The organism is Thiomonas sp. SCN 64-16, assembly GCF_001725585.1.
Taxonomy (GTDB): Bacteria; Pseudomonadota; Gammaproteobacteria; order Burkholderiales; family Burkholderiaceae_C; genus Thiomonas; species Thiomonas arsenitoxydans.
This window is the reverse complement of the sequence record NZ_MEGQ01000002.1, coordinates 17178-30817: the sequence shown is the minus strand read 5'-3', so window position 1 is coordinate 30817 and position 13640 is coordinate 17178. Positions and strand designations below refer to the sequence as shown.

Sequence of the window (13640 nt, the reverse complement as noted above, 5' to 3'; positions counted from 1 at the left end):
TTGCCTGCAGCGGGTCGGCTGAAAAGTCGTCCCGCTTTTTACTTGCATTTTTCATTCGCGCACCGGCTTGTAACGTGGCCATTCCAGACGATCTTTACCTCGTGGGGCATATCCTCGACGCCTGGGGCGTGCGCGGCTGGGTGAAGGTCGCCCCGGACGCCCCGCAAGCGACCGCGTTGCTCAAATCCAAGACCTGGTGGCTCAGCCGTCCAGGCTTTGAAAACGAGCCCACGCCGATTGCGGTACGTCTGGTTCGGCGTCACGGCAGCGCCCTGGTCGCACTGCTCGAAGGACCGGAAGACCGTAGCGGCGCCGAAGCGCTGCGCGGGCGTCAGATCGCCGTGCGACGTGCCGACTTTCCCCCACCTGACGAGGGCGAGTTCTATTGGGCCGACCTGATCGGCTGCGAGGTACGCAGCCCGGAAGGGGCCGATCTCGGCCGCGTCATTGGCTTGATGGAAAGCGCCGCCCACGCCGTTTTGCGCGTGCAGATTCCGCAGACCAGCGCGGACGCCAAACCGCGCGAACGGCTGATTCCCTTCGTCGAGGCTTACATCGTGTCGGTCGATCTGCCCGCGAAGACCATCATCGCCCTGTGGGACGCCAGTTACGACTGACCCGCCCCATGCTGCGCTTTGATGTCATCAGCCTGTTTCCCGCCTATTTCGAGCCGCTGAAGTACCACGGCGTATCGCGCCGCGCCTTCGACTCGGGACAGTTGCAACTGCAATGCTGGAATCCGCGCGATTTCACCACCGATGCGCACCGAACCATCGATGACCGTCCCTACGGCGGCGGCCCCGGCATGGTCATGCTGGCCGAGCCGCTGGAACAAGCGCTAGACGCCATCGCCGACGACCGGCGTCTTGCATCGCACCCGCAAGCCCCGGTTTGGCTGTTTTCGCCGACCGGACGGCGCTTCGACCAGCGACTCGTGGAAGACCTGGCCCAATCCGGTGGCGTGACCTTGCTTTGCGCCCGCTACGAAGGTGTGGATCAACGCCTGATCGACCGCCGGGTGGACGCGGAGATCAGCTTGGGCGACTTCGTGCTCTCGGGCGGTGAGATTCCGGCCCTGGCGCTGCTCGATGCCGTCTGCCGATTGCTGCCAGGCGTGCTGGGCAGCGCCGATTCAGCCCAGCAGGACAGCTTTTCCAACGGTCTGCTCGACTGTCCGCATTACACGCGGCCCGAGCACTATCAGGGCCACGGCGTGCCCGAAGCCCTGCTCAGCGGCGATCATGCCCGCATCGCTCAATGGCGCAGGGAACAGTCTTTGCGCCTGACCTTGCAGCGGCGCCCTGACCTGATCGCGCAGATGCAGGCTGCCAACCAGTTGAGCCAGAAAGATCTGCGATTTCTGGCTGCTCTGGGGTATACTCTTCAGGTTTGATCCTCTGCTGGCCTAGCCGCTAGGCTAACTGCACTTGTTAGTGCATCATCAGCGCTGCGGCAACCACAACTGACCCACACCGGCACGGCAAGATCATTGGAGAGCATGAAATGAATCTGATCGCAACTCTGGAGCAGGAAGAAATCGCCCGCGTCAGCGCTGGCAAAACTTTTCCGCAGTTCAACCCGGGCGACACCGTCATCGTGTCCGTCAAGGTGGTTGAAGGCAACCGCAAACGTAACCAGGCCTACGAGGGCGTGGTGATCGCCAAGCGTAATCGTGGGCTGAATTCCAGCTTCATCGTGCGCAAAATCTCGGCCGGCGAAGGCGTGGAGCGTACGTTCCAGCTGTATTCGCCGCAGATCGCGTCGATCGAAGTCAAGCGTCGTGGTGATGTGCGCCGCGCCAAGCTGTACTACCTGCGCAGCCGCTCCGGCAAGTCCGCACGCATCAAGGAAAAACTGGTGCTCAAGTCTGCCGCCGCGGCTCAGGCAAACGCAACTGCAGAGGCCTAATCAGCGTTTGTCCCTGGTCATACCGGCCCTGCCGGGTCACCGCCGAAGCCGACTTGCACTGCACGTCGGCTTTTTTGTTTGCTACATCAAACGTGTCCACTCTTCGCCTCACGCCCATCGACCCCGAAAGCGCTGACCTGATCGGCCGCGATGACGGTCTGCCCGCCGTCGCCCCGGAGCGGCTTGAGCCGGATTGGCTGCGGCGCCGCTTTGCCTCACCCACCGCGTGGACACCGGAGCTGTTTGAAGATTCACTACGCCTGAGTTCCCAAGCGCTGCGAGGCGCCGCCGTTCTCATTCCACTGGTACCACGCGCCGAAGGCCTGCAGGTGCTGCTCACCCGCCGCAATCTCCACCTGCACGAACATGCCGGCCAGATCAGTTTCCCCGGCGGGCGCTGCGACCGCCAGGACATTCATCCTGCCGCCACCGCACTACGCGAGGCCCATGAGGAAATCGGCCTGCGCCCGGCGGGGGCCGAAGTGCTCGGCACGCTGCCGCTGTATTGCACTGCATCGCGTTACGCCGTCACCCCCGTGGTGGCGCTCATTCCCGCCGCTGAAAACCTGCAGCCTCAACCCGACGAGGTCAGCGAGGTCTTCGAAGTACCGCTGGCTTTCCTGATGAACCCCCGGCATCACGAGCTTAGGGAGTGGAGGCCGGGCAACGATGTTGCGCCCAACCCTGTTGCCGTGCGGCGCCGCTTTCTGGTCATGCCCTATGTCGCAAACGGGCAGCGCTACGTCATCTGGGGCGCGACGGCCGCCATGCTGCGCAATTTGTACCGCTTGCTGGTTGCGTAAGGCCAAGCCCAGCCCTTCCCGCACAGCCCAACGACACGGCCCAACGAAGCTGCGAGGCGCAAAAGGCTTGTTCAGGGTTGCCTTAGGATAGATGCATGGCTTTTCTCTCCGTTCTGATCGCCCTGCTTGTCGAGCAACTCAAACCCCTGGGCCGCGGCAGCGCCGTGTATCGGCTGCGCCAGAGTCTGGCCGATGTTGCCGCGCGCAACTTCGATGCGGGACGGCCGCATCACGGCGTCGCGGCTTGGTTCATCGCCGTGTTGCTGCCCGCCTTGATCACACTGGCGATTTATCTCGTCGCGCTGCACTACAGCCTGCTGCTGGCCCTGGCGTGGAATGTGGCGGTGCTGTATTTCACCCTCGGTTTTCGCCAGTTCAGCCACTACTTCACGGACATCCAGGACGCGCTCAATCACAACGATGCCGCCACCGCGCGCAGCCTGCTCAAACAGTGGAAAGCGCTCGATACCGTGGACATGAGCACCAGCGATGTCACCCAGCAAACCATCGAACATGCCTTGGTGTCGGTGCAACGCTATGTGCTGGGCGTGTTTTTCTGGTTCATTCTGCCCATCGGCCCGGCGGGCGCCGTGCTGTATCGCCTTAGCGACTATGTAGCGGGCAAATGGAATCAGACCGACAGCGAAGCCAGCCCTGCGCTGCAGAGCTTTTCGCAAAAAGCCTTCGACCTGCTCGACTGGGCGCCCGCCCGCCTGACCGCCAGCGGTTACGCCATCGTCGGCAATTTCGAGGATGCCGTCGATGTCTGGCGCGGCTATTCGCAGCTCTGGGCCAATCGCAATACCGGGGGGATGCTGGCCTCTGCCGCGGGCGCGGTAGGCATTCGGCTCGGCGCAACAGCCGCTGCCGCGCCCGCCGCCCCGACAGAGCCCGGCTGGACCCAGGAAGGTGAGAACGGCGATCTGGGCATGAGCGGCCTTGCAGCCACGATGCCCGGTGCCATTCCCCAGCCCGCGCATTTACGCAATGTGGTGGGGCTGGTGTGGCGCTCGGTGCTGCTGTGGATGCTGCTGCTGGCCATGCTCAGCGTGGTGAGCTGGGTGAGCTGAAACCAAGCTGAGAACCCCCGGTCGGGCCACAGCCAACCCGGGAGAAGTGTTCAGCCCGGGATACCCCGGCTCAGCCCGCCAGCAAAGCGTTGACCCGGCGAACATAAGCCGCCGGATCGTCGAGTTGGCCCCCTTCGGCCAGCAAGGCCTGATCGAACACCACCTGAGCCAGATCGTCGGCATGGGCATCGTCAGTCGCCACGCGCTTGACCAGCACATGCGCCGGGTTGATCTCCAGCACCGGTTGGGTCGAGGGCATTTCGTCGCGCCCGGCCTGCTTGAGCAAGCGCGCCAGATGCGCGCTCATGCCATCGTCGGCGGCGACCAGACAGGCCGGAGAATCGACCAGCCGCTTGGAAATGCGCACCTCTTTCACCCGCTCGCCCAAAGCCTGCTTGAAGCGCTCGATCAGGGCCTGATGATCGGCAGACGGCTCTTTGTCGTCCTTGGCCTCGTCGGCCTTGTCCTCTGCGCCTTTGATGTCGCTGAGATCGACGGCCCCGCGCGCTACCGATTGCAGCGGCTTGCCGTCGAACTCATTGAGGAAACCCAACATCCATTCGTCCACCCGGTCGGTGAGCAGCAGCACCTCGATGCCCTTCTTGCGGAAAATTTCGAGCTGTGGGCTGGAGCGGGCGATTTTCGGCGTCTCGGCGGTGATGTAGTAAATGGCTTTCTGGCCCTCTTTCATCCGCGCAACATAGTCGGCCAGTGACACGCTCGGCGCATCCTCTTCGGTGTGCGTGGAGGCCGCACGCAACAGCTTGGCCAGGCGCTCGCGGTTGCTGAAATCTTCGCCTAAACCTTCCTTGAGCACCGCGCCAAACTCGGTCCAGAACGCGGCGTATTTATCGCGCTCGGCCTGGTCTTCGCTGCCCGCCAGGTCCTCGAGCATGGACAACACGCGCTTGACCGAGCCTTCACGGATGGCGCGCACATCGCGGCTTTCCTGCAGCATTTCACGCGACACATTCAGCGGCAGATCGGCGCTGTCGATCACCCCGCGCACGAAGCGCAGATAGGTGGGCATCAGACTTTCGGCGTCATCGGTAATGAATACGCGCTTGACATACAGCTTGACCCCGGCTTTCTGCTGCCGGTCCCACAAGTCCATCGGCGCCTTGGCCGGGATGTAGAGCAACTGGGTGTATTCGCTGCGGCCTTCAACGCGGTTATGCGTCCAGCGCAGCGGCGGCTGACTGTCGCCGCTGAGTTGTTTGTAGAACTCGAGATATTGTTCTTCGGTGATCTCGGACTTGCTGCGCGTCCACAGCGCCGCAGCGCTGTTGATTTGCTCCCACTCGTCAGTGGCGACGTATTTGCTCTGCTCGGCGTCCCAGTTCTCCTTGCGCATTTCGATAGGCAGGGAGATATGGTCGGAGTATTTGCCGATGAGGTCTTTGAGCGTCCACACCCGCAAGTATTTGTCAATCTTGTCCTCGTGCGGCGTGTCGTCGGCATCGGCGCGCAGGTGCAGGATGACATCGGTGCCCCGCTTGGCGCGGGTGATGGTTTCCACCGTGAACTCGCCCGTGCCGTCGGACTCCCAGCGCACGCCCTCGGCCTCCGTCATGCCGGCCCGGCGCGACTCGACGGTGATGCGCTCGGCCACCATGAAGCCGGAGTAGAAGCCCACGCCGAACTGTCCGATCAACGCCGTATCGGGCTTTTGTTTGTCGCCAAGTTTTTGCATGAACTCGCGCGTGCCCGACTTGGCGATGGTGCCCAGATGCTCGACCGCTTCTTCCAGGCTCAGGCCGATGCCGTTGTCGCTGATGGTGAGGGTGCGCTGCTCGGGGTCCACCGCAATGCGGATGCGCAGATCGGCATCGCCCTCCATCAACGAGGCGTCGTCGATGGCCTGAAAGCGCAGTTTGTCGCAGGCGTCGGAGGCGTTGGAAATCAGCTCACGCAAAAAGATGTCGCGGTTGGAATAGAGCGAATGGGTGACGAGGTGCAGCAGTTGCCGCACTTCAGCCTGAAAGGCGTGGGTATGCGCGGCGGCAGGGGCAGGAGTAGTTTGTTCAGTGCTCATGGTGCGTGCGGAAAAAGAAAAGAAAAAACCTGCAAGCAGATACGGTCAAGACTTCAAAAATCAAGCCCCAGATTCGATCCCGAGGTTCAACGCGACGGCCAAGCGCGGCAAGGCGCGCAGGGCGTTCGCCGTGGTCTGCCGGGCCGTTTGTTCCGGCGACCAGCCGCGCAGCATGGCCAGGGTTTGCGCGATGCGGGGCAACTGTTCGGGCGAGTTGGGGGTCGGAGGCGCGTCGTCGCGCGCCTCGCGCGGACGGTAAAGCCAGACCGGCGGGATATCGGGCGCATCGGTCTCGAGCACCGGCGCGGTCTCGGGCACCTCGGCCGCCAGACGGCGGATGTTGAGCGCGCGCTCGAAGGTCATGGCGCCGCCGAATCCCAGCGAAAAACCCAAATTGATGAAGCCCTGCGCCTGCTGCAGGCTGCCGTTGAAGGCATGGGCGATGCCTGCGGGCCGTCCTGCCCCGAAGCCCGCGCGGCGCAGTCCGGCGAGCAAGGCGTCCTGCGATTTGCGCACATGCAGAATCACCGGCAAATCAAAGTCGCGGGCGATGCGCAACTGCGCCTGATAGAAACGCTGCTGTTTTTCGAGGTCGATTCCGGGGACGAAAAAATCCAGCCCGATCTCGCCCAGACCGACAAAACGCGGATCGACCAACGCCTGGCCCACGCTGTGCCGCAGCACCTCCAGATCGGCCTCTTGCGCCCGGTCGACGTAGAGCGGGTGAATGCCCAGGGCATAGGCCCACCCACAGGTCTGCGCAAGCTCGCGCACTGTGTCGAAATTGCTGCGCTCGACGGCCGGAATCACCCCGCCCACCACCCCCGCCTGCCGGGCATGAGCAGCCACCTCCCGCGCCCGTCCGCCAAACTCGGCGGCATCGAGATGGGCGTGGGTATCGATCCAGCCCATCGCCTGCATGGGGAACGCCGCCATCAAAACTCCTTCAAACTATGCCGTAAGCGTAAAAAATCACAGTTCCAGGCCAAATCCCCAGGCAAACCCTATAAGCGCTCTCAAAACTCATGGAAAATTGAGGACATAGTCCGTATAGATCACAGAACGGTTCACTTCAAGGCGCGCTTTGAACGTGTGTCGTCCACCCTGAAATTCCTCATGCAACGCCGCCAATTTCTCCAATCTCTTGCGCAAAGCCGCCTGCTTGCCAACCCTTTGGGCCGCAGAGGCCTGTTGGGCTTGGGCTTGCTCGGTGCCACTGCCGGCCGAGCCCTGGCCCAGAACGCCGCCTGCACTTGCGGAAATTGCCCCGACTGCCTGCAGGGCGGCAACACCACGCCGCCCGCAGTCGCTTTTTACTACGGCGCCCGCATTCCGGTGGACGATCTGCGCGCCTTCGACTGGGTGGTGCTCGAACCGCAGCATGCCCTGGCGCAAGATACAAAAATGGTCTCCGCGCTGGGGCCGCACACCCTGGCGCTGGCCTATGTCTCGGTGGGCGAAGTCACTGCGGATCGGCCCTACTACGCCGACATGCCCAAGGCTTGGCTGCCGACGTCGAACGCCGCCTGGGGTTCGAGGGTGGTCGACCAGACCGCCGTCGGCTGGCCGCAATTCCTGCGCGAGCGCATCGTCAAACCGCTGTGGGACGCGGGCTTTCGCGCCTTTTTCCTCGACACCCTCGACTCCTATCAACTGCTGGCTAAAAGCACGCAGGCGCAGCAACAACAGGCCAAGGCGCTGGCGGAAACCCTGCGCGGCCTGGTTGCCGCCTATCCGGGCATTCGCCTGATGCTCAACCGCGGCTTCGAGCTGGTCGACGCCACCCTGGCGCCGAGCATTCTGGCCGTGGCCGCCGAATCGCTCTATCGCGGCTGGAATCAAGCCGAATCCGCCTACGTCGAAGTGAAGACCGACGACCGCGAGTGGCTGCTCGCCCGCTTTGGCGACATGCGCAGCCAGTTCAAGCTGCCGTGCATCGCCATCGACTATTGCGCCCCGCAAGACCGCGCTGCTGCCCGGCAGACGGCGCAGCAAATCGCCGCGCAAGGGCTCATTCCCTGGGTGGCCGACCCCACGCTGGAAAGCCTGGGTGTGGGCACAGTCGAGCTGGTGCCGCGCCGCGTGCTGTTGCTGCATTCCTGCGAACAGGGCGACAGCCCGGAGCTGCAGGCGCAGAGCGCGCACCTTTACGGCGCCATGCCGCTGGAATATCTCGGCCTGGTTCCTGAATATCGCTATGTCGGCGCCCCCGCCATCACCGAACCGCTGGCGGGCCGCTATGCCGCCGTGGTGCTCTACCCCGATGACGGCAAGATTCCACCGGACATCCGCACTCTGCTCAAGCGCGCCAAGGAGGAAAGCGTGCCCGTGGCCGTGCTGGGCTACGCCGATCTCGATGTGCTCGACGATCTCGGCGAACACGTCGGGGAGCCGCTGAACGCGCCGATCAAGGTACAGCGCCAACCCGGCACGCCCAACGGCGAAGTCATCCCACTCATCAGCCCGCAAGACACGGTGCAACTGACCGCCAGTGCCGGATCGCAGGTCTGGCTGCGCGCCACCGGCGGCGATGGCCGGAGCATGGACGGCGCCGCCATCACGCCTTGGGGCGGATATGCGCTGGGCGGGTTCGGCGTGTTCAATCTACCGGGCAACACCGGCACGCGCTGGTCAATCGAGCCGATCGAGTTTTTCCGCGCGGCGCTGCGCGTGGGCGCAGACCCCATGCCCGACGTGACCACCCGCACCGGTCGCCGCGTTTTCTTTGTGCACTTCGACGGCGACGGTTGGCCCAACGCCTGCGACCAGCCCGGCTCGCCGCTGGCCTGCGAAGTGCTGGTGAGCGAATTCCTCGAAAAATACAAGGTGCCCACCCTGGCCTCGGTGATCGTCGGCGAAATCAGCCACGACGGGCTGTATCCCAAACTGGCCGACCAGTCGCAGAAATGGGCCAAGCGCATGTACGCCCTGCCTTGGGTGGAAGTCGGCAGCCACACCTGGTCGCACCCGTTCAACTGGGTTGCAGCAAGCGAGACCCACAGCCGCGGCAAGGAAACCAAAAACTTCCCTTACGGCAATTACCTGCCGCTGCCCAACTACACCTTCAGCACCAAGAGCAATGTGGTCGACGCTGCGCAATACATCGACGACAAGCTCTGCCCGCCCGGCAAGAAATGCAACATGATTCTCTGGCCTGGCGACTGCAATCCGCCCGATGAGGCCGTGGCCATGGCCTATGAAACCGGGCTGGGCAATATCAACGGCGGCGGCGCCCCCATCAGCAAGACCCGGCCCACGCTGTCTGATGTCTGGCCCATGGGCATTCCCAAGGGCAAGTATTTTCAGGTCTATGCCGCGCAGTCGAACGAGGAGGTTTTTACGCATAACTGGCAGGGGCCTTATTTCGGCTTCGAGCGCGTGGTCGAGAGCTATCAGATGACCGACTCGCCGCGCCGCATCAAGCCCATCGATCTGTATTACCACCCCTACATCGTGACCAAGGCGGCAGGGGCGAAAAGTCTGCATACGGTCTATCAATGGGTGCTCAAACAACCGTTGCATGCGATTTACGGCCACCAATACTTCCGCAGCGTGAACGACTGGCGGCAAGCGACGGTGGCCCGGTTGCTGGCCGGTGGCTGGCGTCTGCGCAGCGGGGCAGAAATGCGCCAGTGGACCCAGCCCGTCACCGCCGCCACGCCCGCACTGGCCAACTGCCAGAACATCGTCGGCTGGAACGAGCATGAACAGCAGCGTTATCTGCACGCGACGGCTGGACAGGCCGTGCTGCGTAGCCAAGCCGCGGGTCAGTCCCTGGCCGCGACTGTCCCGCGTCTGATCGAGGCCAATGCCGACGTCACCCGCTGGGCCGTGCAAAACGACCGCAGCGTACAAATCAGCCTGCAAGGGCATCTGCCCGTCGAAGCCCTGTTTCAACTGCCCTCCGGCTGGAGCGTGCAGGAGGCCAAAGGGGCGAAAGTCGAGCAGGCGGCCGCAGCGGTGCGGGTCAGCAGCAGCGGCGCCACCGTCGATCTCACGCTGAAGCGGGCCTAAACGACCGCGCGCTGACCGACAATCCGCCTCAATGCTGGAAAAAACCCGCCCCGCCACCCGCGACCCGCTGCACATCTCTCCAGACGATCCGCAGCGCAGTCGTCTATTTCCGCGTGGTGCCTTGCTGGGGCTGGGCCTGTTGTGCGCCGCAACGCTCGCGCTGGTCTATCCGGGGCAGAACCTGATGCGGCTGCTGAGCACCAGCGCCGACGACGGGCTGGCCATCGACTACCTGCGCCATCTCGTCGATCTGCGCGGCGGCAATATCGACCTGCGCCTGATGCTGGCGCAGCGCTATATGCACATTGGCAAGTCGCAACAAGCCCTCGACACCCTGCGTTCGGTACACACCCCGCAGGCCGACGCCCTTCGGCTGCAAATCTGGAAGGCCCGCTGGTTCGATGCCCGCGCCCTGGGGCACGCCACGGAAGAGGCGCAGGCCCGGCAGGCCCTCTCCGCGCTGCTGCAGCGCACCCAACCCGCCAACTTCAACGAATGGCGCGACACCCTGGTGCTGCTGCAAGGCCTCGACGAGCCGCAAGCCGTGCAGCGGCTCACCGGCATGGTGACCCGCTTTCTGCCGCTGCCGCCCGCCGCTGCACTACAGGCTGCGCGTCTGCTGGTGGGCGTGCACGCCGAGCCACTGGCGGCGCAGGTCTTGTTCGCCACCGCCAAGACCCGGGTGACTGAGGCCGAGCGCGAGCAACTCATCGAGCAGGCCGCCCGCGCCTTGCTGGCCTCCGGCGATCCGACGCAGGCCTATCGCCAGACCGCTGCGGCGCTGGGTAGCGGCGCGGTTGCGCCGCAGATGGCGTGGTTCATGGTGAAGCTGGCACTGGGCGCCAACCAGCCCGCCGAGGCGGGTGATTGGCTGCGCAAAGCCGTCGATCTCGACCTGCCCGCCGCCGCGCTGGGCAAGGCCCTCACCCCGGCGCAGCGCGAACTGGCCTGGCAAGTGCTGCTGGCCGGGGGCGATCTGCGCGGCGCGGTGCACATCGCCGACGCCGCGCTGGCGCAGCAGCCGGGCAGCCGCACTTGGGCCGAACGCCGCGCCCAGGTGCTGGAGTGGAGCGGCCAGCCCGACGCCGCCATGCAACAGTGGATCGCCCTGCTGCGCGCCGAGTTCACACGCCACGCCCTCGACGAACTGCGTCGGCTGGCGCTCGCGCTGCATTCGAGCAGCGGCCTGGACGCCTATTGGGAACAGCGCGCCGCGCACACCACGCTCACCACAGACGAGTGGCTGCAATACGCCCAGGCGCTGGAGGTACGCGGCCATCCTGAAAAAGCGGTGAGCATTCTGCGCCAAGCCGCGGTCAAGCAGCCCGAGGTGCTCACCTCCCTGGCTTGGCTGCTGGGCAATATGGGCGAGGTGGACACTTCGCTGGCGACGTACGCCGAGGCGCTGAAGCGCGGGGCGCTTAGCCTGCGCGGCAGTATCGACTACGCCATCGCCCTGCTGCAAAACGGGCAGTTCGAGCAAGCCCGGCAGACGCTCGAGCAAACCCAGCACCTCCCAGACGACACGCCCTGCCGCAGCACACCGGCTGCTGCCGTCATCACCGATGGCAGCGCTGCCGCCCAAACCCCGCGTTGCAACGATGTCGATTTGCTCGCTGCGCACCAGGGGCTGCTGGGCGACATCGCCTGGGACATGGGCGAACAACGCAGCGCGCAAAGCGCCTACGGCAGCATCTGGAACAACCCACAACTGCGCGACCGCATCAAGCCCTATCAGCTGCAACGCTTCATCATGCTCACGCAAAAATCGCAGGGCGACGCCGCCGCGCTGCGTCTGCTGCCGCAGGCCTGGGCCAAGGCCCCGTCGGAGGCGCTGGCGCTGTTGTGGCTGCAATCGCTGGTGCGTCAGCCCAGCGCCCAAGGCATCGCCGAGTGGGAACGCGTCGTGCTGGGCAGTGCCGCGGGCGCGCCGCTGCGCCAGCAGCCGCAGATGTACGCCGCACGCGCGCAGGTCTGGCGCGCGCTGGGCCGTACCGACCGGGCGCTGGCCGATCTGCACGAGGCCCTGCGTCTTTCGCCCGGCAATACCGATAACCAGATCGCCCTGCTGTGGATGCTGATCGACGTCAACCAGCTCGACGCCCTGCGGCAAGACGTGGCGCTCTACAGCCGCAGCCTGCAAGGCCTGCCCGATGGCCTCGACGTGCTTTCCGCCGCGGCGCAAACCCTGGGCGATAACGCCGCCGCCGTGCGCTACGGTCAACAGCTCTACCCCCGTAAAAAGACCGATGCGCTCTGGCTGCTCAACTACGGTGATCTGCTGGCGCAGGCCGGTGACAGCCGCCGCGCGCAGGCGGCCTATAACCAATCGTGGGCGCTGCTGCAAAAAGCCGCCGCGAGCGGGAAAAAATCCGAGGATAAAACCACTGATCAAGACCTGAACGCACTGCTCGCCCGTCTGCGCCTGAGTCACGCCCGGCTCGATGGCGCGGGTCAACAGGCGCTGCTCGGTCAGTTGCGCGACAAGCTGCGCAGCGGCGATCTGACCGGCCCGCAAACCCTGCAAGCCAACGCCGCGATTGCCGACTGGCTGCTGCGCCTGGACACCAATTCAGCCGCCCGCTGGTGGCTGGCGCGGCGCGTGCTCACTCCGGCGGCGCGGCAATCCATCGAGCTGCAGATGGCCTTGCGCGCGGGCGACCGCGAGGCTGTCAATCGGCTGTTGCAACAAGGCGCGGCCCGCCATCTGCTGCCGCAAGACCGGGCGGAGGCCGAGCGCGTTGCCGGTCGGCCGCTGCAGGCCCTGGCCACCGCCGAAAAAGTGCTGGAGACGGCCGCCGAGCGCGGCCAGGACAACCCCGCGCTGCGAGCCCTGGCCCGGCAGACCGCCGAGCAGCAACTCGCGCTGGCGCACCGCGCCACCGTTACGCTGGAGCATCGCCAGATCGACAACGTGATCCGCCAGGGGCCGGTGCTGCGGCTGGCGCTGCAACTCGGCGGGCAGTGGCGGCTGCAGGCGCAAGCCAGCCGCCAGTCCATGCACAGCAACAACACCGCGGCGCTGGTCGGCGTGCCGTCCACCTGGAGCGACGCGGAGCTCGGCCTGCAGTGGCAGGGCGAGCGTTCGCAACTCGGCGGCACGCTCACGCACAACACCGCCGTGGGTCGCTTGAGTGGCTGGCGCATTGAGGGCGGCACGCAGCTTCCGGGTCAGGTACGGGCGCAGCTTGAAGCGGAACACAACGCCGTGGCCGATGAATCCGGCCCGCTGCAGATCGCAGGCGCGCGCGACCGGTTGGCGCTGCGACTGTCGCGCGATTTCGGGCGGATGTGGGCCAATGTCAGCACCGCGGTGATGTCGTATGACACCCGCCGCGGCAATCCGCTGGGGCATGGCGCGAGCACGCAATTCGAATTGGGCTTTTGGTTTCGCCGCAGCGAGCCCGATCTCAGTGTGAAGCTGCTGGGCTATTCCAATCAATTCAGCGCCAACGCCGGGCCGCCGCTGCCCGACTACGCGCCGCTGGTTCCGGGCGGCGCCGCGCCCAATGCCGCGTTTTTCATCCCGGCGGGCGACGATGTGTACGGCCTGGGTTTCGGCTTCAATATGGCGCACAACGACACCTACACCCGCCGCTGGATGCCCTATGCCGAGGTCGATGTGCTGCAATCACGCCGGTTGGGGCTGACCAATAACCTGAACCTGGGGCTGCACGGCCCGGTGTTCGGGCCCGATCAACTGTCTTTGAGTTACCAGCGCCAGCAGAACACCTCGGGCCTGAACCGGCAGTGGAGTCTGCAGTACCGTTTGTGGTTCGGTCGATGACCGCGTTCTTTTCACCCCGATGA

9 protein-coding genes are annotated in these 13640 nt (G+C 64.9%); 7 read left to right on the top strand and 2 right to left on the bottom strand.

Translation table 11 applies throughout. From position 1 onward, the window contains the following. Window positions 1-74: 74 nt before the first annotated feature. The 5 genes from rimM to ABT24_RS00580 all read left to right on the top strand — a co-directional run bounded on the left by rimM (window position 75) and on the right by ABT24_RS00580 (window position 3781). Window positions 75-617: a ribosome maturation factor RimM gene (gene rimM / locus ABT24_RS00600; protein ID WP_276727310.1), complete on the top strand. Its 543-nt coding sequence runs from the start codon at window positions 75-77 to the stop codon at window positions 615-617. Window positions 618-628: 11 nt separating this feature from the next. Continuing rightward, window positions 629-1393, top strand: coding sequence for a tRNA (guanosine(37)-N1)-methyltransferase TrmD (gene trmD / locus ABT24_RS00595; protein WP_232054353.1), 765 nt, complete (start codon window positions 629-631; stop codon window positions 1391-1393). Window positions 1394-1503: 110 nt separating this feature from the next. Beyond that, window positions 1504-1908, top strand: coding sequence for a 50S ribosomal protein L19 (rplS, locus tag ABT24_RS00590; protein WP_013105313.1), 405 nt, complete (start codon window positions 1504-1506; stop codon window positions 1906-1908). A 92-nt stretch (window positions 1909-2000) separates the two neighbouring features. Next, window positions 2001-2711: a CoA pyrophosphatase gene (locus tag ABT24_RS00585; RefSeq protein ID WP_276727313.1), complete on the top strand. Its 711-nt coding sequence runs from the start codon at window positions 2001-2003 to the stop codon at window positions 2709-2711. A 95-nt stretch (window positions 2712-2806) separates the two neighbouring features. Then, window positions 2807-3781, top strand: coding sequence for a CobD/CbiB family protein (locus tag ABT24_RS00580; protein WP_286737285.1), 975 nt, complete (start codon window positions 2807-2809; stop codon window positions 3779-3781). Window positions 3782-3851: 70 nt separating this feature from the next. On the opposite strand, the gene htpG is transcribed toward ABT24_RS00580, so the two are convergent. Further along, complete coding sequence (gene htpG, locus ABT24_RS00575) at window positions 3852-5816, bottom strand: molecular chaperone HtpG (protein WP_276727319.1); 1965 nt, start codon at window positions 5814-5816, stop codon at window positions 3852-3854. A gap of 60 nt (window positions 5817-5876) precedes the next feature. Continuing rightward, window positions 5877-6752: a TatD family hydrolase gene (locus tag ABT24_RS00570; RefSeq protein ID WP_276727322.1), complete on the bottom strand. Its 876-nt coding sequence runs from the start codon at window positions 6750-6752 to the stop codon at window positions 5877-5879. Between the two features lie 180 nt (window positions 6753-6932). On the opposite strand from ABT24_RS00570, the gene ABT24_RS00565 reads away from it, so the two are divergent. Next, a complete protein-coding gene (locus tag ABT24_RS00565) occupies window positions 6933-9830 on the top strand; it encodes a bifunctional glycoside hydrolase/polysaccharide deacetylase family protein (protein ID WP_276727325.1) in 2898 nt (965 codons plus the stop codon). A 31-nt stretch (window positions 9831-9861) separates the two neighbouring features. Then, window positions 9862-13617, top strand: coding sequence for a tetratricopeptide repeat protein (locus tag ABT24_RS00560; RefSeq protein WP_276727329.1), 3756 nt, complete (start codon window positions 9862-9864; stop codon window positions 13615-13617). Window positions 13618-13640: the final 23 nt, after the last annotated feature.